The following is a 23,908-nucleotide window of genomic DNA, read 5'->3' as shown; positions in this document are numbered from 1 at the left end:
ATCATGAACGCGAGGCGGAGGACCCGGCCCGATGGATTGCCGGGCCGGGTCTATGAGAAAGGCGCGTCGTATTATTGGGTCCGACCAGACAATCGATGGATTCGTCTGTCGAAGGTCCTTGAGGGTGACCTGAAAATGCTCGAACGCCTGGCTGAAGAAAAGCGCCGGTTCCAGCCGGTGTTTGAGGGGCGCGGCAATCTTCCGGCAATCATTTCCACGTACATGGACCAGAAGGCGTCCACCTACGCCGCATCGTACCGTGACGAGTGGAAACGCCGGGGCGAAGGTGTCCGCAGTTATTTCCGTGACTGGAACGTTGAACGTATCGACGCTGCAGCCGTTGAGGATTTCCTGCTCAACAACTGGCCGGACAAATTGCCGACCCAACGGGCAATGAAGGCGTGGCTCTCGACGTTCTTCAGTTGGGCGGTGCGAAAAAAACATGCCACCGTCAACCCAACGCGTGAGGTCAAGGTCAAAAAACCGAAGAAGCGCAACGTCTATATTCGTGACGACCACTTCCTGGCCATCCGCGAGTGGCTCCTTAAATATTCCTTCACTCTGCACGAAGGTACGTCCCAGGCGCGCAAGGTAACCGGCACCGTGCCCACCGGCCCGATGATGCAATGCATGATCGACCTGTGCTACCTGACCTGCCAGCGTTCCACGGACATCCGCACGCTGACCTGGGACCAGATCGACAATGAGGCCGGTGTGATCCACTTTCTCCCGTCGAAGACGGAAGACTCAAGCGGCGAGGCGGTCGACTGGCCATTGACGCCAGACATCAATGCCGTGCTTAGTCATGCAAAGCTTCTCGCACCGGCGTTTGGCCAGAAGTATGTGATCCGGGACAGGCGTGGCAATCCCAAAACGGATCAGGCATGCCGTGACGCGTGGGAAGGGGCAATGGCGCGGGCTGGCCTCGCAGACAAGCCCTATACGATCAAGGATATCCGGGCAAAGGCAATGACGGATGCCAGACGGGCGGGCTATGATCTGGACGCGCTGCAGGTGGCCGGCGCGCACACCGACCGCTCGACGACTCAGGGGTATATCAAGTCGCGGGAGGTGCCGGTGTCGACCGTTGTGCTGCACCTTCCGCAGGGTGACGCGGCCTGAATATTAGAAATTTCTAATATTCCTTCTGCTTTGCCCAAATTTCAGGCACCAATGAAAAAGCCGCAACGCCTTACGGCGTGCGGCTTTGATCTTGGTCGGGGCGAGAGGATTTGAACCTCCGACCACCTGCACCCCATGCAGGTACGCTACCAGGCTGCGCTACGCCCCGAACAGCTAAAAATTATAACAGACACTTCGAGCGATTAGAACCGCTCTGCGCTAACAAAGCAAACTAGTGACCCAACAAATCGATCACGTGCAGTAATTCCTTGCGCAACTGCTCGACGTCCACCGTAGCCGCTGCTGCCGGCGCCGCTGCGCCCTCGCCTTCCTCGACCACATCAGCCGGCGCACCCTGCGCACCACCGCCATGCGACTCAAGCCGATTGCGCGCACCGTTGATCGTGAAGCCCTGCTCATACAGCAACTCACGAATCCGCCGGATCAACAGCACCTCATGATGCTGGTAGTACCGGCGATTGCCGCGCCGTTTAACCGGCCTCAACTGCGTGAACTCCTGTTCCCAATAGCGCAGCACATGCGGTTTCACGCCGCATAGTTCGCTGACCTCACCAATCGTGAAGTAGCGCTTCGCCGGAATCGGAGGCAAGACGACTTTTTCGATCGTCGCTGTCATCGTCAGTTAGCCGTCGTGGTGGGTTGCGCAGGAACGCGCCAGTCAATCAGCGCGCGAAGCTCGCTTCAGCGCCGTTCTCAACCAGCGCTTTCAGCTTTTGACTTGCATGGAACGTCACAACGCGGCGCGCGGCGATCGGAATCGCCTCGCCGGTCTTCGGGTTTCTGCCGGGACGCTGGGGTTTGTCGCGCAACTGAAAGTTGCCGAACCCCGACAGCTTCACGCTATCGCCACTCTCCAGCGCGTCGCGGATCACCTCGAAGAACGCTTCGACCATGTCTTTCGCTTCCCGCTTGTTGAGCCCGACATTGTCGAACAGCAACTCGGCAAGTTCAGCTTTGGTCAGCGTCGGCGTTTCGGTGGAAACGGCCGCGGGTGATGTCGGAATTTCGCGAATCATGGCGCTGCGTTGCGCCGTAAGAAGGGCTTCGAAATCACTCGAGTTCATTTCATTCATATCTATCAAATGGCGCGCCAAGCAGAAACGGAAGTTGCGGAAAAATGCCGTGCAAATGTTAAATGCGGGTTATCCACGCAACCTTGCGCCATATACTCGAGCCAGACGTTCCACCAGAGTTTGAATGGCCAAATCGACCGTTTCATCCTGAAGGGTCCCGCCAGTATCTTGCAAGGTCACACGGAACGCAAGGCTTTTCTCGTGAGCAGCCAGACCACCGGAAGTGTTTGATTTTGGACGGAATTCGTCAAAAAGCGCAACCTTCTGAACAGTCTTGCAGGCTTCTTCGGACTGAGCCTTCTGAAGCTCGTCGAGCAGCGCTTGCACCTCGATTTTCTGATCGACGACCACCGCAATATCACGACGCACCGGCGGGAATTTAGACACGTCCGTCGGAGTCGGCAATACGCGCTGCATTAATGCTTCCGCTTCGATTTCAAACAGAATCGGTGCATGCGGTAAATCATACTTTTGCATCCAGCGCGGATGCAATTCGCCAATCCAGCCCACTGCGCGGCCATTCAGTTCAATACGCGCGCTGCGGCCCGGATGCAATGCCGGATGCTCCGCTTTCACGAAACGCGCCACGGCCGGCGCAAGCACGGCTTCCAGATCGCCCTTCACGTCGAAGTAGTCGACTACGCGCGTTTGCACGCCCCATTGCTCTTCGAACGCGGGACCATAGGCAAGGCCACCGATCATCTTCGGCTGCGCGAAACCTTCTACTGTCAGCTCGCCTGCCTTGATCGACGGATCGTGCAAGAACACGCGGCCGGCTTCGAACACGCGCACGCGATCAGCCGCGCGACGGTTCAGGTTCGTGCGCAACACGTTGATCAGGCTACCGAACAGCGTGGTGCGCATCACCGACAACTGGCTCGCTATCGGATTCAACAGACGTACCGGCTTGTCGTTGCCGGCGAAGTCCTGCTCCCACTCGGCGTCCACGAAACTGAAGTTGACCGTTTCCGCGTAATCGCGCGCGGCAAGCGCGTGACGGATCACGTGGATCGAGCGCTGCGTTTCGTTGGTCGACAGCATTTCGCTGGTCGCGACCGGCGGACGCGCGGGGATCTTTTCGAAGCCATAGATACGCGCGACTTCTTCGATCAGGTCTTCTTCGATTTCGATGTCGAAGCGGTACGACGGCGGCATGACCGAGAACGTGTCGCCATCGCGTTCGAACGTGAGGCCGAGACGCGTGAAGATCTGCGCGATTTCGTCCGCTTCGACCTTGATGCCGATGATGCGGTTCGCACGCGAGACACGCATCTTCACCGGCTCACGCTTCGGCACGTTGACGATCTGATCGTCGACCGGGCCGGCTTCGCCGCCGCAGATATCGAGGACCAATTGCGTGATGCGTTCGATGTGTTCGACGGTGGTCGCGTAATCGACGCCGCGCTCGAAACGATGACCCGCATCGGTCGAGAAGTTGTACTTGCGCGAGCGGCCGCGAATGCTATCCGGCCACCAGAACGCCGCTTCGAGATAGATGTTGGTGGTGTCGAGCGTAACGGCCGTGCTGTCGCCGCCCATGATGCCGGCGAGGCTTTCGATGTGCTGTTCATCGGCGATCACGCCGACGGTTTCATCGAGTTCGACGGTGTTGCCGTTCAGCAGCTTGAGCGTTTCGCCCTTGCGGCCCCAACGCACGTCCATGCCGCCGTGGATCTTGTCCAGATCGAACACGTGCGACGGACGGCCGAGTTCGAGCATCACATAGTTCGAGATGTCGACGAGCGCGGAAATGCTGCGCTGACCCGAACGCTCAAGACGCTGCACCCGCTCGAGATCAAACCGGTCGAAGTCTCGCGCGCCACGCCGAACACCGACAGGCAGTCCGCCTTGTTCGGCGTCAGCTTGATTTCGAAAACCGTGTCATCGAGATTGAGCGTTTCGCGGATGTCCTGGCCGATCGGCGTATCTTCCGGCAAGATCATCAGGCCGCTATGATCTTCCGAGAGCTTCAGTTCGCGTGCCGAGCACAGCATGCCCTGACTTTCCACGCCGCGCAGCTTCGAGAGCTTGATCGCGAACGGCGTGCCGCCCTCTTCGGCCGGCGGCAGTTGAGCGCCGACCAGCGCGACCGGCACCTTGATGCCAGGCGCGACATTCGGCGCACCGCACACGATGTTCAGCGTGGCGCCCGTGCCGGCGTCGACCTGACACACGTTGAGCTTGTCTGCGTCCGGGTGCTTGACGACTTCCAGCACCTGGCCGACGACGATCTTCGAGGTCGGCGGCGCGGCCGGCCGCAGGTCTTCGACTTCGAGACCCGCCATCGTCAACGCGTGCGACAGCTCATCGGTCGTCAGTTGCGGATCGACAAAGGTTCTCAGCCAGGATTCCGGGAATTGCATGGTTCTGTGTACGTTCTGATCAGGTTAGGTCCACGTCCGGCAGGCGGCCCATTGATTCATTGGGCACTGCCGGGGACGCTGCTGGCGGCACGCACTGTGTGCAGTGCCGCGCTCTATGCTAGTCGCGTTCGTACGCGCCGGTTCACGCGAATTGACGCAGGAAACGCAGGTCGTTTTCGAAGAACAGACGCAGGTCTTGCACGCCGTAACGCAACATCGTGAGCCGCTCGAGGCCGCTGCCGAAAGCAAAGCCGATGTAACGCTCGGGATCGAGGCCCATGTTGCGGATCACCGTGGGGTGAACCTGGCCGGACCCCGAAATTTCGAGCCACTTGCCCGCGTTCTTACCCGTTTCGAACAGCATGTCGATTTCAGCCGACGGTTCGGTGAACGGAAAGTACGACGGACGGAAGCGCACGAGAATGTCGTCGCGCTCGAAGAATTTCTTGAGGAAGTCGGAGTAGACGCCCTTCAGATCCGCGAAGCTGATGTTCTCGTCGATCCACAGGCCTTCAACCTGGTTGAACATCGGCGAGTGAGTCGCATCGCTGTCCACACGATACGTGCGACCCGGCACGATCACCTTGATCGGCGGCGTGTTGGTACGCGCGTAACGCACCTGCATCGGGCTGGTGTGCGTGCGCAGCAGCAGTTGGCGGCCGTCGGCATCTTTGCCGTCGACGTAGAAGGTGTCCTGCATCGAACGCGCCGGATGGTTTTCCGGGCTGTTCAGCGAGGTGAAGTTGTACCAGTCGGTTTCGATTTCGGGGCCGTCGGCCACGTCGAATCCGATCGACCGGAAAATCTGTTCGACGCGCTCCCACGTGCGCATCACCGGGTGCAGGCTGCCTGCACCGGTGCCGCGGCCGGGCAGCGTGACGTCGATGGCTTCAGCGGCGAGGCGCTGGTTCAGCAACGCGTCGGCCAGCGCCTGACGGCGGGCCGTCAGCGCGGCTTCCACTTGTTGCTTGACGAGGTTGATCCGTGCGCCTTCGGTCTTGCGCGTTTCGGGATCGAGTTTGCCAAGGCCCTTCAATAGCTCGGTCAACGCACCCGATTTACCAAGAAAGCGTGCTTTCTCGTTCTCGAGGGAGGTGACGTCGGAGGCTTCTGCGAAGGCTTTTTGCGCGTCGGCGACAATCTGGTCCAGATCCATTGATCCCATCATTTCAACGTCAGTGTTCAATCGATGCAAAACTGGTTCGACCAACAAAAACGGGGCTCGGTGAGGAGCCCCGTTTTTGCTGCAGCGTCACCGAGACTACCGGATGTTCGCTGCAACGAACCACGCAGTTTAATTGCCCAAAGCGCAATCAGGCTGCAACGGCGGCTTTCACCTGCTGAACGATCGCAGCAAAAGCAGCCTTGTCGAACACAGCCATGTCGGCCAGCACCTTGCGGTCGAGTTCGATCGAAGCCTTCTTCAGGCCGTTGATGAACACGCTGTACGTCATGTCGTGCTGACGCACCGCCGCGTTGATACGCGTGATCCACAATGCACGGAACACACGCTTCTTGTTGCGGCGATCGCGGTAGGCGTATTGGCCTGCGCGCATGACCGCCTGCTTGGCGATGCGATAGACGTTATTGCGACGGCCGCGGTAACCCTTGGCCAGCTTGATGATCTTCTTGTGACGGGCCCGTGCGGTAACCCCACGTTTTACTCGAGGCATATTTCGCTCCTATGAGTTTCGGTTAAGGGTTAAGCGAACGGCAGCATTGCGCGCACGGAGTTCATATCTGCTTCATGAACTGACGTGGAACCGCGCAGATGGCGTTTGTTCTTGGTGGTCTTCTTGGTAAGAATGTGGCGCTTGAAGGCTTGACCGCGCTTGACGGTACCGCCCGGACGCACCACGAAGCGCTTTGCAGCACTCTTCTTGGTCTTCATCTTCGGCATGACAACTCCATTATTAGATGGATATGGGTGTGCGGTCGGCCAGATGGCCATTACCCGCCCTTCGAAACCCATTCCACTTGGTATGCAGACTGCCGATACCGCCGGCAGCCGCTTTTCAGGAAACAGCGCCCATTTGCATAGGCACCGATCCGAAACTTGCCGATACCACGCCGGACACCCGGCACAGCATCGTTCTATCTTTCACAACCGGAGCACGCGCCACATGGCGCGCCGCCACTCCAATCGCTTACTTCTTTTTCTTCGGCGCGAGCACCATGATCATCTGGCGCCCTTCCATTTTCGGCATCTGCTCGACCTGACCGACTTCGTCGAGGTCCGTGCGCAGGCGCTCGAGCATGCGCATACCGATTTCCTGGTGAGCCATTTCGCGGCCACGGAAACGCAACGTGATTTTCGTCTTGTCGCCGTCGTCAAGGAAGCGGATGAGGTTGCGCAGCTTGACGTTGTAATCGCCGTCATCGGTGCCCGGGCGGAATTTGACTTCCTTAACCTGGACAATCTTCTGCTTCAGCTTGGCCTCGTGTTGCTTCTTCGCTTCCGAGTACTTGAACTTGCCGTAGTCCATCAATCGGCAAACCGGCGGAACCGCTTGCGGAGCGATTTCGACCAGATCCACGTCTTGCTGTTCCGACATACGGAACGCATCAGCGAGTTTCACGATGCCGAGCGGTTCGTTCTCGACGCCGACCAGACGCACCTCGGGTGCTGTAATCTCACCGTTGATGCGGTGCGCAGACTTATCAGTAGCGATGTTACGTTTCCTCTAAAAATTAAAAAAACGAGCCGGGCTGCCAAGTGGCTCAGTTGAACGACTGCACGTCCTGGCGCAGACGCTCAATGAAGGTATCGAGAGGCATCACGCCTAGATCGACACCACCACGGGCACGCACGGCTACCGTTTGGGCTTCACGCTCTTTGTCGCCGACCACGAGCAGGTACGGCACCTTTTCTAGCGTGTGCTCCCGTATTTTATAGCTAATCTTCTCGTTGCGCAAATCGGCCTCTACTCTAACCCCTTGTTTTTGCAACGATTGGGCTAGAGACTGCGCATATTCGGTCTGACTTTCCGCGATATTCATCACCACAACCTGCATGGGCGCGAGCCACGACGGCATTGCACCAGCATGGTGCTCGATCAGAATACCGAGAAAGCGCTCCATTGATCCGACGATTGCCCGGTGCAGCATGATCGGGCGGCGACGGCTATTGTCTTCGGCGACGTATTCGGCGCCCAGGCGCTCCGGCAGCACCATATCGAGCTGCAACGTGCCGCACTGCCACGAGCGGCCGAGTGCGTCCTTGATGTGGTACTCGACCTTCGGGCCGTAGAACGCACCCTCGCCCTGCAACTCTTCCCACGTCACGCCGCACGCCGTCAGCGCCTCGCGCAGGCCCTGCTCCGCACGATCCCATGTCTCATCCGTGCCGGCACGCGCATCCGGGCGCAGCGACAGCTTGATCTCGACATTGTCGAAGCCGAAGTCCTTATAGACGCTCATCGCCAGCGTGTTGAACGCGATCGATTCGCTGATGAACTGGTCTTCGGTACAGAAAATGTGTGCGTCGTCCTGCACGAAACCGCGCACGCGCATCAGGCCGTGCAGCGCGCCCGACGATTCATTGCGGTGGCACGAGCCGAATTCCGCGTAACGCAGCGGCAGATCGCGATACGAGCGCAGACCGTGGTTGAACACCTGCACGTGACCCGGGCAGTTCATCGGCTTGATCGCGTAGTCGCGCTTTTCCGACTCGGTCGTGAACATGTTTTCACGATAGTTCTGCCAGTGGCCGGACGCTTCCCAAAGCGAACGGTCCATGATCATCGGCGTCTTGATTTCGAGGTAGCCGGCATTGTTCACGCGGCGGCGCATGTACTGCTCGACCTGCTGCCACAGCGTCCAGCCACGCGGATGCCAGAACACCATGCCCGGCGACTCGTCTTGCATATGGAACAGATCGAGTTGCTTGCCGAGCTTGCGGTGATCGCGCTTTTCCGCCTCTTCGAGCATGTGCAGGTAGGCGTCCTGGTCTTCCTTCTTCGTCCAGGCCGTACCGTAGATACGCTGCAACTGCTCGTTCTTCGAATCGCCGCGCCAGTAGGCGCCGGCCACCTTCATCAGCTTGAAGACCTTCAGCTTGCCGGTGGACGGCACGTGCGGGCCACGGCACAGATCGGTGAAGCCGCCGTGCGAATACAGCTTGATTTCGTCGGTAGCCGGAATCGATTCGATGATCTCAGCCTTGTACTTTTCGCCGATGCTCTTGAAATAGTCGACCGCTTCGCCGCGCGTCACCACGCGACGCGAGACCGGCTCGTCTTTTTTCGCGAGCTCCTGCATGCGCTTTTCGATCTTCTCGAGATCTTCGGGCGTGAAGGGACGGTTGTAGGCGAAGTCGTAGTAGAAGCCGTTGTCGATCACCGGACCGATCGTGACTTGCGCTTCCGGATACAGATCCTTCACCGCGTACGCGAGCAAGTGCGCTGCGGAGTGGCGAATGATATCGAGACCGTCTGCGTCTTTCTCGGTGACGATGGCAAGCGCCACGTCGCGATCGATCAGCGTGGACGTGTCGACGAGTTCACCGTCGATCTTGCCGCCGAGCGCGGCCTTCGCGAGGCCGGGGCCGATCGACGCGGCCACTTCGGCGACGGTCACCGGATGCTCGTACTGTCGAACAGAACCGTCAGGCAGACGTATCGAAACCATTGCGTTCTCCGTGATGCCGACCGGCGGCGGCACATGCAAGCAGATCAAAAAGCCAAAAAAAATGCGGCCCCGCTTTCGAGGGGCCGCATTCACATTTCCTGCAAACTACATTGGCGAAAGTGGTCCTCGACTAGCGTCGCTCCGAAGTAGTTTCGGTCAACGTTCGCGGTGCCATAACCGTATTTGCCTTTTGCGCCGAGGCGCTTACTGCAGTTTGCGAAACCCCGGTAAAACCGGAATTTCTCTTTCGTTGGTAGGCTCGATTGGACTCGAACCAACGACCCCCACCATGTCAAGGTGGTGCTCTAACCAGCTGAGCTACGAGCCTGAAGAAACGAGATTATATGGAGCGCCACACCGCTTGGCAAGTACTTTTATGCACCGACTTTAAATTTCTACTCACATGCTCGGGCGCATCGAACGGATGCCTGTCGGCACCCGCCGCCTCGCCCGCACGTCAATTCTTGCGCGAAGCGCGCACCACGCCTGTTACTTCGCCGAGCAAGGTACACGCACGCTGAATTTGCGCCGCGCTCGAGACCTCGACAGTGAATTGCATAAACGCGGCATTACGACGCGATTGCGTTTTCACGCCGATCACATTCACTTTCTCGCGCGCGAAAACTTCGGAGATATCGCGCAGCAGACCTTGCCGATCCGTTGCCTCGATGCTGAGGTCGACGGGATAGACCGATTGGCCGCGGCCGCTCATGACATCTGCCGACCATGCGGTTTGCAACACACGCTCCGGCGCGCGATCGGCCATGCGCAGGAAGGTCGGGCAATCGCTGCGGTGAATCGACATGCCCTTGCCGCGCGTGACGAAGCCGCTGATGTCGTCGGGCGGTGCCGGACGGCAACAGCGCGCGAGTTGCGTGAGCAACGCGTCGACGCCGACCACCAGCACCCCCGTGGAAGCCCCGCGGGCGACGCTCGCGCCGCTACTGCGTTTCTCGAACTGTTCCGGCGCTTCGACTACGGGCTCGGGTGGCGGCGCATCGTGCAGTGCCTGCTCGACGAGCCGCAAACTGAATTCTTCCTTGCCGACCACCGAGAACAGATCGTCGGTGGTCTTGAAGCCGAGCTTGGCGGCGAGCTGATCGAGATTGACCGACGTCTTGCCCTCGCGCTGCAGCGTCTTTTCGACCATCGCACGGCCGCTCGCGATGTGCTCCTGCACTTCGACCGCGTTGAACCACGCGCGCACTTTTTGCCGCGCCCGATGGCTCTGCAGATACCCGAGTTGCGGGTTGAGCCAGTCACGCGACGGACCGCCCTCTTTCACCGCGACGATCTCGACCGTCTGACCGTTCTGCAACTGCGTGTTGAGCGGCACCATCGCGCCGTCGACACGCGCGCCACGGCAGCGATGCCCCAGTTCGCTATGCAGGTGATACGCGAAGTCCACCGGTGTCGCGCCGTGCGGCAACGGAATCACGCGCGCTTGCGGCGTGAGCACGTAGATGTGGTCGTCGTCGAGCGTAGCCTGCCGCAGTTGCTCCCACGGTTGCGCGGCGCGCTTCTCGCCGTGCTCGCCTTCCGACACCTCATCTTTCCACGCGAGCAGTTGACGCAACCACGCGATCTTCTCGTCGTACTTCTCATTGGCGCTGAACTGGCCGCCGTAACCCCGTGTGCCCGCTTCCTTGTAGCGCCAGTGCGCCGCCACACCGTACTCGGCGAACTGATGCATTTCCTGCGTGCGGATCTGCACTTCAAACGCGCGGCCGTCGTCGCCGATCACGACCGTGTGTAACGATTTATAGCCGTTCGGCTTCGGCCGCGAGATGTAGTCGTCGAACTCTTTCGGCACCGGCTGCCACAGGTTGTGCACGATGCCGAGCACCGTGTAGCAATCCTTGATGTCCGGCACGATGACGCGAAACGCGCGCACGTCATACAGTTCGGCGAAGTCCAGCTCCTTGCCGCGCATCTTGCGCCAGATGCTATAGATATGTTTGGGCCGGCCGCTGACTTCGGCCTCTACATTCGCCGCAGCCAACTCCTGCTGCAGCCGCTCGATCGCCTGCGCAACATAACTTTCGCGCTCGACGCGTTTCTCGTCGAGCAGCTTGGCGATGCGCTTGTAAGTGACCGGCTCTTCGAAACGGAGCGCGAGATCCTCGAGCTCCCATTTCAGTTGCCAGATGCCCAGGCGGTTGGCGAGCGGCGCGTAAATATCGAGCGTCTCACGCGCGACGTCGGGCGACGGTGTGAGTTTCGCCGCCGCGTAATAACGCAGCGATTGCAAGCGCGACGCGAGCCGTATCAGCACGACACGAATGTCTTGGGCGAACGCGAGCAGCATCTTGCGCAACGCCTCGACCTGGGCGCGGCGTGCGGCCTGTGCATCGCGCCCAGCTTCAGGCATCGCATTTTGCGCGGCGCGCAAGCTCACCGTACCCAGGCGCAGCAACTTGCGTACGTCGCCAACCAGTTGCGCGACTTCTTCACCGAAGTTATCAGCGATCACGCGTTCCGGATCTTGCAGATGCGGCGTCAGCGCGAACAAGGCTGCCGCCAGCACAGCCGGCGGATCGACGTTGAGCGTGCGCATGATCGACGCCGTACCCGCCGCGTGATCCGCCAGCAACTCGCCCGAAGAGAGCCGCACTTCGCCCGCGTGTTCGCGCACGAACGCCATCGCTTCGTCGAAGGAAGGGATGGGATGCGGCGCGCTCGTAACGATTTCGGTAGTCATGGTGCGACGGCCCAACGGGCCAGACGGATCAACGGAATTTCAACAACAACTGCGAGACCAGGCTCAGCCAGACTTAAGCGCGCTGCGCCGCGACCACGACGATTTCGACGAGGCACTTCGGATTCGCGAGCTTCGCTTCCACGGTAGCGCGCGGCGGCGTGGCGCCTTGCGCGACCCACTCGTCCCACACTGCGTTCATGCCGGCGAAATGCTCCATGTCCGAGATGTAGATCTGCACGGACAGCAAGTGCGACTTGTCGCTGTTCACTTCAGCCAGCAGACGGTCGATATGGCCGAGCACTTCGCGCGTCTGACCCGTGATGTCCTGATCCGCGTCTTCGGCGATCTGGCCTGCGAGGTACACGGTGCCGTTGTGGACGGCGATTTCCGAGAGGCGCTTGCCGACGTGATGACGAATGACTGCCATGAAGAATCCTGAGGTTGGTTGAAAGTTGATCGAAGATGCGTTCCGCATTGCACCCCGTCAGGGACGCCGCGCGGAACTCTATATTATGACGCGTGAGCGGCCGGCCCGATAAAGAACTGCCTCGCGAGATCGATCTGATCGGCCGACAGAAACGCCGGCGCATGCCCGACGCCCGCGATTTCCGCGCTCGATACAGCACGCCCAGTCTCGACCATCTTCGCGACGGTCTCCCGCGAAAGCAGATCCGATTGCTCGCCGCGCACCACCAGCACCGGCCCCTGAAACGCAGCCAGCGAATGCCACAGCGCGGCCTCGCCGAGTTTGGTCGCCTCCTCGGACGTCGCGGCAAATGGCTGCGCAATCCGGGGGTCGTAGCGCAATAGCCATGCGCCATCCCGCTCGTGCAAGAGCGGCGTATTGATCTCACGCCATTCCTCTGGCGTGAGCGGACCGAACGTTTGCGCAAGCAACGCGGCGTAATCGATGCCCTGCTGCAGTGTTTCGAAACGCACGGGCTTGCCGAGGTAATCGCCGATGCGCTCTACAGCCACCGGCTCCAGATGCGGGCCGACGTCGTTCAACAGCATTTTGCGGATCGGCGTTTCCGGCAGGCCGGCCAGCGCGAGCCCGATCAGACCGCCCATCGAGGTACCGATCCAGTCGACCGTTTCGACGTTCAGGCGCGCGATCAGCGTGACCATGTCGGCGACGTACTGCGGCACGCCATAGAAGTTGGGGTTCGCGAGCCACGAAGACAAGCCCCGCCCCGCCACATCCGGACACACCACGCGGTAAGTGCCGGCGAATTCCGCCGCGAGACGGTCGAAATCGCGCCCCGAGCGCGTCAAGCCGTGCACGCACAGCAGCACACGCGGGTTGGCCGGGTCGCCCCACTCGGTGTAGGCGATACGGTGCAAGCCACCGGGGCTCGCGCACTGCACATAACGTTGGCGCGGCGCGGGCCGCTCGGCGGTGGAAGCGGACGTTTCGGTCATCTGGGTTCCTTGCGAAAACGCTGCGGATTCGGCCTGGGCACAGCAGGGATCAATAAGCGTCCAATCTTCAAAAGATTGTAAACCGCTTTGCCGCGCGGCAAGGATCGGCCAAACCGCCTAGGACAACCTATGACGGTCCAAGATTGTGCAGAACGAACACCCACCGAGCAAAACAAAGCGGGCGAGACTCACGCCTCGCCCGCTCAGGGTCCTGCTTCGCCACCACGTGCCGGTCATACGGACCGAAACCGCGGGCGGCTCACAAGGCCGCTCAGTTCACCGCGCTTACGTCCAGCGGCGCGCCCGTCTTCGCCTTGATTTCCTCGACGCTGACGCCCGGTGCCAGCTCAGTCACCTTCAGACCGTCTTCCGTCACTTCGATCACGCCGAGATCGGTGATGATCTGATCGACCACGCCCACGCCCGTCAGCGGCAACGTGCATTCTTCGAGGATCTTGTGCTGGTCGCCCTTCGCGACGTGCTCCATCAGCACGACCACGCGCTTGACGCCCGCGACCAGATCCATCGCGCCGCCCATGCCCTTGATCATCTTGCCCGGGATCATCCAGTTGGCCAGATCGCCCTTCTTGCTGATCTGCATTGCGCCGAGAATCGCCAGGTTGATGTGGCCGCCGCGAATCATCGCGAACGAATCCGCCGACGAGAAAATCGACGAACCCGGCAGCGTGGTCACCGTCTGCTTGCCGGCATTGATCAGGTCGGCATCCACTTCTTCTTCGGTCGGCGACGGGCCGATGCCGAGCAGGCCGTTCTCCGACTGCAGCCACACTTCGACGCCCGCCGGTACGTGGTTCGCCACCAGCGTCGGCAAGCCGATGCCGAGGTTCACGTAGAAACCGTCCTGCAATTCCTTCGCCGCGCGTGCGGCCATTTCGTCACGAGTCCATGCCATGATCAGTCTCCTTTCGCGCGGACGACGCGTTGTTCGATGCGTTTTTCCGGATGCGCATTGAGCACAATGCGCTGCACGAAAATGCCCGGCGTATGGATCGCATCCGGATCGAGTTCGCCCACTTCAACGATTTCCTCGACTTCCGCGACGGTAATCTTGCCGGCCATCGCGCACATCGGGTTGAAGTTGCGCGCGGTTCGGCGATAGATCAGGTTGCCCGATTTGTCGGCTTTCCACGCCTTGACCAAAGCGACGTCGGCCGTCAGCGAATGTTCGAGCACATAGTGGTTTTCGCCGAACTGGCGGGTTTCCTTACCCTCGGCGATCAGCGTGCCGTAGCCGGTGTTCGTGAAGAAGGCCGGAATGCCCGAGCCGCCGGCGCGCAGCTTTTCGGCGAGCGTGCCTTGCGGCGTGAATTCCAGTTCGAGTTCGCCGGCCAGATACTGGCGCTCGAACTCCTTGTTCTCGCCCACGTACGACGAGATCATTTTCTTGACCTGGCGCGTTTCGAGCAGCAGACCGAGGCCGAAACCGTCGACGCCCGCATTGTTGCTGATACACGTGATGCCCTGCACCTTCGAATCGCGCAGCGCGCCGATCAGCGCTTCCGGAATGCCGCACAGCCCGAAGCCGCCGACGGCAAATGTCTGCCCGTCCTTGACGATGTCTTTCAGCGCTTCAGCCGCGCCTGGATAGACCTTGTTCATCGTTTGTCCCTTCCTTTATGGAAACCCGAAATCGGATCGCCGGCCGCCGGTACGCCGGCCGCCGGATCGTTACGGCTGGTATGACGTTTAGCGGGCGCAAGCCCGACACGTCATTCTAGTCATCCGTGGCCGGCTGTGCGCTCAGACTGTCAGGTTTGCCTGCGGGGTTACCTGATCACTTGCGCCAATGCCCGCCACAGACGGCTTCGCCGCGTTGTCATGTGCCCGAAAGAGTACGCTGGACGCGCCATACGGCACAATACGCAAAAATACATAAGTACTTGCCGCCTGCCCATGCCCGCACTGGACTACCAAACCGCGTTTCACCTCGCCCCGATCGGACTCGTGCTGTCGCGCGAACGGATCATCGAAGACTGCAACGACGAGCTGGCGTCGATATTCGGCTGCACGCGCGAGGCGCTGCTCGGCCAGTCGTTCCAGGTGCTGTACCCGTCCACGGACGAATTCGAGCGGATCGGCGCGCGGATTCCGCCCATCATGACCGCGCAAGGCAGCTACGCGGACGACCGGATCATGAAGCGGGCCAACGGGGAATTGTTCTGGTGCCACGTGACAGGCCGCGCGCTGCAACGCGCCGACGCGCACGCAGCCGGCATCTGGACTTTCGAGGATTTGAGCGCGACGCGACGCGTGGCGGTCGAATTGACGCCGCGCGAGCGGGAAATCGCCGCGCAACTGGTAACGGGCAAAACCAGCAAGCAGATCGGGCGGGCGCTGGATATCAGCCCGCGCACGGTCGATGTCTACCGCGCGCGGCTGATGCGCAAATACGATACCGGGAACGCGACCGAGCTATTGCAGCGATTGCTCGGGCATTGAGGGGGCGATCAAGCCGCCTTGACCAGCGCCGCGCCCTCGATGGTCGCGCGCAACATATCCGGAACCGGCACCGACTTGCCCGCGGCATAGTCGATCCACACGCAACGCGCAGCGCCACGGGCATAGACGGTGTTCGGATCGTCGGCGCGCACGAGCTCGAACCCCGTGTCAAAGCTGCTGCGCCCGGGCGTGGCCACGGACATGCGGCCGATCACGTCGCCGGGATAGTGCAACTGCTTGAGAAACTCCATCGACGCATTGACGATCACCGGCCCCTGCCCGTCGGCGTTGCTGCCGGCCAGACCCAGTTGTTCGAACCAGGAAATCCGCACCTGCTCCATGTAACGGAAATAGACCGTGTTGTTCACATGGCCGAATGCGTCCATGTCGCCCCAGCGGATCGGCATCGACATCTCAAAAACTGCGTGAAAATCGCTCATCGTACTTCTTTAACGGGTTGAAACGAGGCTGAAACCGGCAAGTGAGCCGGCGCAGACATGACAAATTGCACGAAGCCCCCAACGGCGCCCCAAATCCGTGTTCAGGCGAGCCCGAACCCATCGTCGGCGGCAATCACCGAGCCATTGATGAACTGCGATTCGTCGGCCGCCAGCAGCAGCAGCAGCCCGTCCAGATCCTCCGGCTTGCCCACACGATGACGCGGCAGCATCGACACCAGCTTCTGCCCCTGCTCGGTCGACCAGTGATGATGGTTGATCTCGGTATCGATATAACCCGGGCAGATGGCGTTCACGTTGATGCCGTGCTTGCCCCACTCCAGCGCCATGGCTTTCGTCATATGAACGACGGCCGCCTTGCTCATCGAGTACAGGCCGATCTGCGGAATCACCCGCAAGCCCGCCATCGAAGCGATATTGATGATCCGGTATGACGGCTTCTGCGCACTATTGCCACGCATGATCATGCGCTTGGCGACTTCCTGGGCGACGAAGAAAGCGCCGCGTGTGTTAGTGTCGAACACGTATTCGAAGTCGGCCGGCGTGACTTCCGTAAGCTTCTGCGTGGTCGACACGCCTGAATTGTTCACCAGAATGTCGATCGTGCCGGCCTCGGTCTCTGCGTGGGCAACGGCTGACTTGATGCTCTGATAATCTGTGACGTCGAGCGAAACAACGTGCGCCGCGCCGCCCGAGGCTTCGATCTCGGCGCGCAACTCCTTCAGGCGCTCGGTGCGGCGGCTCGCCAGCACAACCTTGGCGCCGGCCTGCGACAACACTTGAGCAAAGCGCTTCCCCAACCCGCTCGAGGCGCCGGTGATCAGCGCGACCTTGCCTTCCAGATTGATCGAACGGCCCATTGTCGTTCCTTGTTCGGTTGTTGTTACAGACGCGGTTGACAGATGCGGCAGGACCGTCACTGCGGGTCATACCGTATCACAGAAATAGAACGATCGTGCTAATCTCTGCTCATCTGGTTGCAGTGGCGGAGACCATCGCCCACAATACGATCCCGAAAAAAGCATTCTAACGGTAAGAAGAGGAGCATCAATGACCCCCGCAAGTCTCATTGAGCAATACGGTCCACGCGAGTCGATGGAATACGACGTCGTGATCGTCGGCGGCGGCCCGGCGGGCCTGTCCGCAGCGATCCGCCTGAAGCAGCTGGCGGCTGAAAAAGGCGTCGAGATTGGCGTGTGCGTACTGGAAAAAGGCTCGGAGATCGGGGCTCATATCCTGTCGGGCGCGGTGATGGATCCCCGCGCGATCACCGAACTGATCCCCGACTGGAAAGAAAAAGGCGCGCCGCTCACGGTGGACGTGACCGAAGACAAGTTCCTGTTCCTGACCGAAACCGGCTCGAAGAGCGTGCCGGTCTGGGCGCTGCCGGACAACTTCAAGAACCACGGCAACTACGTGATCAGCCTCGCGAACGTCACGCGCTGGCTGGGTCAGCAGGCCGAGGCGCTGGGCGTCGAGATTTTCCCGGGCTTTCCGGCAGCTGAGATTTTGTATAACAACGACGGGTCGGTCAAAGGCGTCGCGACCGGCAATCTGGGCATCGGCAAGGATGGCGAGCCGACCGAGAATTTCCAGCTCGGCATGGAACTGCACGCGAAGTACACGCTGTTCTGCGAAGGCGCACGCGGGCATCTGGGCCGTCAGCTGAACGACAGGTTCAAGCTGCGCGAAGGCGTCGATCCGCAGGTCTACGGTATCGGCATCAAGGAACTGTGGGAAATCGACCCGGGCAAGCACAAGCCAGGTCTGGTGATGCACACCGCTGGCTGGCCGCTGGAAAACGACACGTACGGCGGCTCGTTCCTCTATCACATGGACAACAACCAGGTGGTGGTGGGCTTCGTGGTGGGTCTCGGTTATACGAACCCGTACCTGTCGCCGTTCGAGGAATTCCAGCGCTACAAGACGCATCCGGCGATCCGCGCGGTGCTCGAAGGCGGCAAGCGGGTGTCATACGGCGCGCGGGCGATCACCGCAGGCGGCCTGCTGTCGCTGCCGAAGCTGGTGTTCCCGGGCGGCGCGCTGGTCGGCGACGATGCTGGGTTCCTGAACGCATCGCGGATTAAGGGCTCGCATGCGGCGATCAAGACCGGGATGCTGGCGGCCGATGCGGCATTTGAAGCGGTGCAGGCCGGACGTCAATCGGATGAGCTGACGGCCTATCCGGAGTCGTTCAAGACTTCGTGGCTGCACACGGAACTGCATCGTGCGCGCAACTTCAAGCAGTGGATGAGCAAGGGCCTGTACCTCGGGACCTTGATGGTGGGTCTTGAGCAGAAGGTGCTCGGCGGCAATGTACCGTGGACGCTGCATCACCAGCATTCCGATCACGAGACGCTGAAACCCGCGTCGCAGTGCAAGCCGATTGTTTATCCCAAGCCGGACGGGAAACTGACGTTCGATCGCCTCTCCTCGGTGTTCATTTCGAACACCAATCACGAGGAAAACCAGCCGGCTCACCTGACGCTGAAAGATCCGTCGGTGCCGGTGAATGTGAACTGGCAGACCTATGCGGGACCGGAGTCGCGCTACTGCCCGGCCGCGGTGTATGAATTCGTGAAGAACGATGATGGCAGCGAGCGCCTCGTGATCAACGCGCAGAACTGCGTGCACTGCAAGACCTGCGATATCAAGGACCCGACGCAGAACATCGTCTGGGTTACACCGGAAGGCGGTGGCGGGCCGAACTATCCGAATATGTGATTCGGTGTTTGTTTGCCGTGCGCGGAGCTTGTTTGTCTGTCCGCACACGGCACGCAGTCAATCGCTCCGAGCAGGTAGAAAACAAAGCGGCATCCACTGCAGACGTACTGCCAACGTCGCCGCAAAGCAACAAGCTTAAGCGCCCCGCATCATTTCAATCCGCTCTCGCACTTGAGCGAGCACTGGCGCCCACGCACCAATCCCAGGCTGTCGAAAGAGCTCAATAGAATCGTACCAGGCCGTGGTGCGCGATTCATCGCCCCAAAACCATGCCGACACATGATCGATCATCAAACACGTCGGCACGCCGAGTGCTCCCGCCAGATGCGCGGGCCCGCTATCAATCGTGACGACCAGGTCCAGATTCGCCAGCAACGCAGCGACGTCGTCGAATCCGGACTGAAAATGGTGGGTCAAGTCGACAACATGGAGACCTTGTGCCCACCACTGCGCGACCGTCTCGCTGCGACCCGGCGACAACGCAAACCAGGTCACGCCGGGCACGCTCAATAGCGGCCCGAGTTGCTCGACGGGCACCGACCGCCGCCTATCGCGGATATGGTCGGGATTGCCGTTCCACACTAAACCGACTTTGCGATTGCCCGGCTTACCGGCCGTGTGCGCATGGACCCGCTCGCGCCACGCCTGCACGCGCGCGGGCTCGGCGCTCAGATACGGCGCGCCCCACCCTGTTGCATCGAAGACGCCAAGCCGCAGCGGCAAGCTCATCAACCCGCAATGGAAATCAGGCCGCGTTTCAAGGCTCGTTTCGAGCGGCAAGTCGGCCGGCAGCATCCGTTCGAATAGATGCCGCAACGGTCCGTCGTGACCGAAAATCACCCGGCCGCCCTCGCGGCGCGCCCGCTCGGCCAGCAGCGGCAGAAAGCGCACCGCCCAAAGACAGTCGCCATTGCCTTGCTCGCCGAACACGACCAGCGTTTTGCCTTCCAGCGATTCGCCCTGCCAATGCGCGCTGATCGCAGCGAGCGCATGCTGCGCGTTGTTCAAATCGTCGCCGAACGCGACGCGTGATTCGTAATGCGCCCAGCCTTCGGCGAAACGCCCGGTGCGGATTTCGAGCTCCGACAGATCGAACAGTGCATGCGCGTTATTCGGCGACAACACCAGCACCTGCCTGAGCAACGCTTCCGCTTCGGCAAGACGCGCCTGCTCCTTGATGCACAACGCGAGCTTGTGAAGCGCCACCGGATTACCGGGCACGACACGCACCGCTTCGCGCAGCAGCCGCTCGGCCGTGTCGAAGTCGTTGCGTTGTTGCACGGCGGCGGCGCGCCAGATCAGCGCGTTGGCGTCTTTGGCGTTCTGGTCGAGAAGCAGCGTAGTGGAGGAGTCGACGAGTGCCCAGTCGCGCACGATGAACGCCGTCTGCGCAATCGTGTGAAGCAGTGTGGGTTCGCAAAAGGGATCGAGTTGATAGGCCCGCACGAGCGCTGCAAGCGCTTCGCGCTGACCGGCTTTGTCGCGCCCGGCGTGTTGCAGCAGCGCTTGTCCGAACGCAAGGCAGTCGGTCGCGCCGGCATGCGGTGCGACGGCACGCGCACGCAGGTCCGCGAGTTGGCTATCTGCCGGCTCGATGTTCGGATCGGTCATTGAGACGATGTTGCGCGCGCAGTACGAAGATGCTCAGAGAGCGCCGCTTACGGCGCGCTCGCCGCGATCTTCGGCGTGCTCACGGCGACATCGCCGCATTGCGCACGGTGGCGCAGCGCGTGGTCGATCAGCACCAGCGCGAGCATGGATTCGGCGATCGGCGTGGCACGGATGCCGACGCACGGGTCATGACGCCCGAACGTTTCGACGATGGCCGGTTGCCCCGCCTTGTCGATCGAGCGGCGCGGCGTGCGGATGCTCGAAGTCGGCTTGATCGCGATGGACACCGTGATGTCCTGCCCGGTCGAAATACCGCCGAGCACGCCGCCCGCGTGATTGCCGACGAAGCCCTCCGGCGTCAATTCGTCGCCGTGCACCGAGCCGCGTTGCGCGACGCTGGCGAAGCCGGCACCGATCTCGACGCCCTTCACCGCGTTGATACCCATCATGGCGTGTGCGATGTCCGCATCGAGGCGGTCGAACAGCGGCTCGCCAAGCCCGACCGGCACGCCGGAAGCCACGACGTTGATACGCGCGCCGATCGAATCGCCGTCTTTGCGCAACGCGTCCATGTAGTTTTCGAGTTCCGGCACGATCTCCGCATTCGGCACGAAGAACGGGTTCTCACGCACGTGTGCCCAGTCGACGAACGGCACGTCGATCTCGCCGAGCGCCGCCATGTAGCCGCGGATCTCGGTACCGAATTTTTCGCGCAGCCATTTCTTCGCAACCGCGCCGGCCGCCACCGTAGGCGCAGTCAGACGAGCCGACGAACGGCCGCCACCGCGATAGTCGCGAATGCCGTATTTCTGCCAGTAGGTGTAGTCGGCGTGACCCGGCCGGAAGGTGTCGGCGATATTGCCGTAATCCTTGCTGCGCTGGTCTGTATTGCGGATCAGCAGCGCGATCGGCGCGCCGGTGGTCTGGCCTTCGAACACGCCCGACAGGATCTCGACCTTGTCTTCTTCCTGACGCTGCGTGACGTGGCGCGACGTGCCCGGCTTGCGGCGGTCGAGTTCGAGCTGGATGTCGGCTTCGCTAAGCGCCATGCCCGGCGGGCAGCCGTCGATCACGCAGCCGATAGCGGGGCCGTGCGATTCGCCGAAGGTCGTGACAGTGAAAAGCGTACCGAGCGTGTTGCCGGACATGGGCGTCGTCCAAAGAAATGCGGGGAAGGCACCATTATGCCAGCCCTCAAGGGGCTAGGGCCGCAGCGCGCGACGCTCTACTTCCGCGCGCCGCGCAATTCGGTAACGATCTGCTGCAGCACCTCCGGCGACGCCTCAGCCGGATCGATCGGCTCGCCCACCGCCAGCGTCAGCCGGCTCATCACGCCCTTCTGGATCGGTCGCGGCCAGCGCGCGTCGTTGGCGCGCGAAAACACGCTGCCCCACAGTCCGCGCAACGCCATCGGTATCACCGGCGCCGGCGTGCGGCGAATGATCTCGGTCACGCCGTGGCGGAACGGATTCATTTCGCCGGTCTTTGTCAGCTTCCCTTCCGGGAAGATGCAGACCAGATCGCCCTCCGCGAGCGCCTCGGCGCAGCGCTCATAGGCGCGCGCCAGCAACTCCGGATCCTGATGGGCGGGCGCGATCGGAATCGCCTTCGCTTGGCGGAACACCCAGCCGGCGAACGGCGACTTGAAGATCTGATGGTCCATCACGAAACGGATCGGCCGCGGGCTCTCGGCCATGATGACGATCGCATCGACGAAGCTCACGTGGTTGCACACCAGCACGGCCGCGCCCTCTTCGGGAATCCGTTCGGCATGGACCAGACGAATCCGGTAGAACGTGTGCACCAGCACCCAGGCGATAAAGCGCAGCAAAAACTCAGGCACGAGCGAATAGATATACGTCGCGACGACAATGTTCAGCAACGCGGTAACGAGGAAAATCGCCGGAATGCTGAAACCCGCCGCGGTCAACCCCATCGCCATCAACGCCGAGACGATCATGAACAACGAATTCAGAATATTGTTCGCTGCGATGATGCGCGCGCGATGGCTCGGCTGGCTGCGGCTCTGAATCAGCGCATAGAGCGGCACGCTATAGAAGCCGCCGAACATGGCCAGCAGAAACAGATCGGCCAGCACTCGCCAATGGGCGGGCCGCACGAGAAATTCGCCGACGCTCAGCAGATGCCCGGCGGCCGGCAGCGTATGACTCGCGAAGAACAGATCGATCGCGAACACGCTCATGCCGATCGAGCCGAGCGGCACGAGCCCGATTTCGATGCGCCGCTTCGAGAGCTTTTCGCACATCAGCGAACCGATGCCGATGCCGATCGAGAACGTGCCGAGCAGCACGGTTACAACATCCGAATCGGCGGACAGCACGTTTTTCGCGAAGCTGAAAAACGAAGACAGAAAGGTCGCGCCCACGAACCACAGCCAGGAAATTCCCAGCAGGCTCAGAAACACCGTCCGGTTTTCGCGCGCGAGCTTCAGGTTGCGCCACGTCTCGCTGACCGGATTCCAGTTGATGCGCAGATCGGGTTGCGGCGCCGGCGTGACAGGCACGAAGTTCGACACCAGCCGCCCCACCAGCGCAATCCCAACACATGCGCAGGCCAGCACCACGGCGCCATGCTCGACGAAACCCGCGCCCACCCCGCCGACGATCGTGCCGATCAGAATCGCGACGAAGGTGCCCATCTCGACCATCCCGTTACCGCCGACCAGTTCCGACTTCGACAGATGCTGCGGCAGGTACGAATACTTGACCGGTCCGAACACAGTCGAATGGACGCCCATCAGAAACGTGCACAGATACAGCAGCGGCGCGCTATGCAGCCAGAAACCCGCGCCGCCGATCAGCATCACGACGATTTCGAAGCTTTTGACGAAGCGCGTGAGCATCGCCTTGTCGTACTTGTCCGCGATCTGGCCGGAGGTGGCCGACAGCAGCACGAACGGCAGAATGAAAATCGCCGAGATCAGGAACGCCGCCGTTTTCGGGTCGACACCGGAAAAGCGCGCCGCCTGATACGTGACAAGCGACGTGAAGCCGATCTTGAACACGTTGTCGTTCATCGCGCCGAGGAACTGGGTCCAGAAAAACGGCGCGAAACGGCGCTGGCCAAGCAGGCGGAACTGCGACTCGTGCGACTCGTGAGAGCGGGCGGCACGGCGGGCGGCAGGTAACGGGCGATCGCTCATGAAGTTCGGGAACGGGCTCTCATGAAATTCGGGAACGGGCAAAAACGGGCTAAAAGAGCAACAAAGGGGCAAGGGCCGGGCACAAAAAAAGCGCACGCTTTCGCGCGCGCCTTGACGGCATCTTCGCACTCACGGCAACGGCGCGAGCGCCGCGGTGAGCC

20 protein-coding genes, 2 tRNA genes and 1 pseudogene are annotated in these 23,908 nt (G+C 61.1%); 3 read left to right on the top strand and 20 right to left on the bottom strand.

The window, feature by feature from the left end:
* Nucleotides 1-3: 3 nt before the first annotated feature.
* A complete protein-coding gene (locus tag GNZ13_RS09490) occupies nucleotides 4-1,122 on the top strand; it encodes a tyrosine-type recombinase/integrase (protein WP_172162639.1) in 1,119 nt (372 codons plus the stop codon).
* Nucleotides 1,123-1,214: 92 nt separating this feature from the next.
* Here the strand turns inward: GNZ13_RS09490 and GNZ13_RS09485 are convergent.
* The 15 genes and pseudogenes from GNZ13_RS09485 to GNZ13_RS09415 all read right to left on the bottom strand — a co-directional run bounded on the left by GNZ13_RS09485 (nucleotide 1,215) and on the right by GNZ13_RS09415 (nucleotide 14,951).
* Nucleotides 1,215-1,291: transfer RNA gene (locus tag GNZ13_RS09485), tRNA-Pro, on the bottom strand.
* Between the two features lie 63 nt (nucleotides 1,292-1,354).
* Entirely contained in the window at nucleotides 1,355-1,759 is a 405-nt protein-coding gene (locus GNZ13_RS09480; protein WP_172162638.1) for a MerR family transcriptional regulator, read from the bottom strand.
* A gap of 46 nt (nucleotides 1,760-1,805) precedes the next feature.
* Nucleotides 1,806-2,216, bottom strand: coding sequence for an integration host factor subunit alpha (locus tag GNZ13_RS09475; protein WP_063496729.1), 411 nt, complete (start codon nucleotides 2,214-2,216; stop codon nucleotides 1,806-1,808).
* A 69-nt stretch (nucleotides 2,217-2,285) separates the two neighbouring features.
* Nucleotides 2,286-4,579 (bottom strand): annotated as a pseudogene (pheT, locus tag GNZ13_RS09470) (phenylalanine--tRNA ligase subunit beta).
* 142 nt (nucleotides 4,580-4,721) lie between these two features.
* Complete coding sequence (pheS, locus tag GNZ13_RS09465) at nucleotides 4,722-5,735, bottom strand: phenylalanine--tRNA ligase subunit alpha (protein WP_172162637.1); 1,014 nt, start codon at nucleotides 5,733-5,735, stop codon at nucleotides 4,722-4,724.
* Nucleotides 5,736-5,892: 157 nt separating this feature from the next.
* Nucleotides 5,893-6,252 carry a 50S ribosomal protein L20 gene (gene rplT / locus GNZ13_RS09460; protein ID WP_006052502.1) on the bottom strand — a complete coding sequence of 120 codons (360 nt, stop codon included), beginning with the start codon at nucleotides 6,250-6,252 and terminating at the stop codon, nucleotides 5,893-5,895.
* A gap of 29 nt (nucleotides 6,253-6,281) precedes the next feature.
* The gene (gene rpmI / locus GNZ13_RS09455) at nucleotides 6,282-6,479 is read right to left on the bottom strand and encodes a 50S ribosomal protein L35 (protein WP_097389908.1); all 198 of its coding nucleotides are present in this window, start codon (nucleotides 6,477-6,479) and stop codon (nucleotides 6,282-6,284) included.
* A 247-nt stretch (nucleotides 6,480-6,726) separates the two neighbouring features.
* Nucleotides 6,727-7,251 (bottom strand): translation initiation factor IF-3, encoded by a 525-nt coding sequence (infC, locus tag GNZ13_RS09450; protein ID WP_074263967.1) that lies wholly within the window; start codon nucleotides 7,249-7,251, stop codon nucleotides 6,727-6,729.
* 49 nt (nucleotides 7,252-7,300) lie between these two features.
* A complete protein-coding gene (gene thrS / locus GNZ13_RS09445; protein ID WP_172162636.1) occupies nucleotides 7,301-9,208 on the bottom strand; it encodes a threonine--tRNA ligase in 1,908 nt (635 codons plus the stop codon).
* A gap of 251 nt (nucleotides 9,209-9,459) precedes the next feature.
* A tRNA-Val gene (locus GNZ13_RS09440) sits at nucleotides 9,460-9,536 on the bottom strand.
* 129 nt (nucleotides 9,537-9,665) lie between these two features.
* Entirely contained in the window at nucleotides 9,666-11,909 is a 2,244-nt protein-coding gene (locus GNZ13_RS09435; protein WP_172162634.1) for a RelA/SpoT family protein, read from the bottom strand.
* Between the two features lie 73 nt (nucleotides 11,910-11,982).
* Nucleotides 11,983-12,336: a RidA family protein gene (locus GNZ13_RS09430; protein ID WP_172162631.1), complete on the bottom strand. Its 354-nt coding sequence runs from the start codon at nucleotides 12,334-12,336 to the stop codon at nucleotides 11,983-11,985.
* A gap of 83 nt (nucleotides 12,337-12,419) precedes the next feature.
* Nucleotides 12,420-13,331, bottom strand: a complete 912-nt coding sequence (locus GNZ13_RS09425) for an alpha/beta fold hydrolase (protein ID WP_172162628.1) — start codon at nucleotides 13,329-13,331, stop codon at nucleotides 12,420-12,422.
* A gap of 271 nt (nucleotides 13,332-13,602) precedes the next feature.
* Nucleotides 13,603-14,244: a CoA transferase subunit B gene (locus GNZ13_RS09420; protein WP_115780510.1), complete on the bottom strand. Its 642-nt coding sequence runs from the start codon at nucleotides 14,242-14,244 to the stop codon at nucleotides 13,603-13,605.
* Between the two features lie 2 nt (nucleotides 14,245-14,246).
* Complete coding sequence (locus GNZ13_RS09415; protein WP_028200192.1) at nucleotides 14,247-14,951, bottom strand: CoA transferase subunit A; 705 nt, start codon at nucleotides 14,949-14,951, stop codon at nucleotides 14,247-14,249.
* A 294-nt stretch (nucleotides 14,952-15,245) separates the two neighbouring features.
* Between GNZ13_RS09415 and GNZ13_RS09410 the strand changes: the two genes are divergently transcribed.
* On the top strand, nucleotides 15,246-15,791 hold the full coding sequence (locus GNZ13_RS09410) for a LuxR C-terminal-related transcriptional regulator (protein WP_172162625.1): 546 nt from the start codon (nucleotides 15,246-15,248) through the stop codon (nucleotides 15,789-15,791).
* 8 nt (nucleotides 15,792-15,799) lie between these two features.
* Here GNZ13_RS09410 and GNZ13_RS09405 read toward each other — a convergent pair whose 3' ends face one another.
* Both GNZ13_RS09405 and GNZ13_RS09400 read right to left on the bottom strand, forming a co-directional pair.
* Nucleotides 15,800-16,231, bottom strand: a complete 432-nt coding sequence (locus GNZ13_RS09405) for an acyl-CoA thioesterase (RefSeq protein WP_172162622.1) — start codon at nucleotides 16,229-16,231, stop codon at nucleotides 15,800-15,802.
* 101 nt (nucleotides 16,232-16,332) lie between these two features.
* Entirely contained in the window at nucleotides 16,333-17,109 is a 777-nt protein-coding gene (locus tag GNZ13_RS09400; protein WP_172162619.1) for an SDR family oxidoreductase, read from the bottom strand.
* A 190-nt stretch (nucleotides 17,110-17,299) separates the two neighbouring features.
* On the opposite strand from GNZ13_RS09400, the gene GNZ13_RS09395 reads away from it, so the two are divergent.
* A complete protein-coding gene (locus GNZ13_RS09395) occupies nucleotides 17,300-18,973 on the top strand; it encodes an electron transfer flavoprotein-ubiquinone oxidoreductase (RefSeq protein ID WP_172162616.1) in 1,674 nt (557 codons plus the stop codon).
* Nucleotides 18,974-19,108: 135 nt separating this feature from the next.
* Here the strand turns inward: GNZ13_RS09395 and GNZ13_RS09390 are convergent, their stop codons facing one another.
* The 3 genes from GNZ13_RS09390 to GNZ13_RS09380 all read right to left on the bottom strand — a co-directional run bounded on the left by GNZ13_RS09390 (nucleotide 19,109) and on the right by GNZ13_RS09380 (nucleotide 23,747).
* On the bottom strand, nucleotides 19,109-20,584 hold the full coding sequence (locus GNZ13_RS09390; protein WP_172162613.1) for a tetratricopeptide repeat protein: 1,476 nt from the start codon (nucleotides 20,582-20,584) through the stop codon (nucleotides 19,109-19,111).
* Nucleotides 20,585-20,631: 47 nt separating this feature from the next.
* Nucleotides 20,632-21,732 carry a chorismate synthase gene (gene aroC / locus GNZ13_RS09385; protein WP_172162610.1) on the bottom strand — a complete coding sequence of 367 codons (1,101 nt, stop codon included), beginning with the start codon at nucleotides 21,730-21,732 and terminating at the stop codon, nucleotides 20,632-20,634.
* A gap of 77 nt (nucleotides 21,733-21,809) precedes the next feature.
* A complete protein-coding gene (locus tag GNZ13_RS09380; RefSeq protein WP_172162607.1) occupies nucleotides 21,810-23,747 on the bottom strand; it encodes an MFS transporter in 1,938 nt (645 codons plus the stop codon).
* Nucleotides 23,748-23,908: the final 161 nt, after the last annotated feature.

Source organism: Paraburkholderia elongata, assembly GCF_013177735.1.
Classification (GTDB): Bacteria; Pseudomonadota; Gammaproteobacteria; order Burkholderiales; family Burkholderiaceae; genus Paraburkholderia; species Paraburkholderia elongata.
The sequence above is the reverse complement of the archived record's forward strand: the minus strand, read 5'-3'. Positions and strand labels throughout refer to the sequence as shown.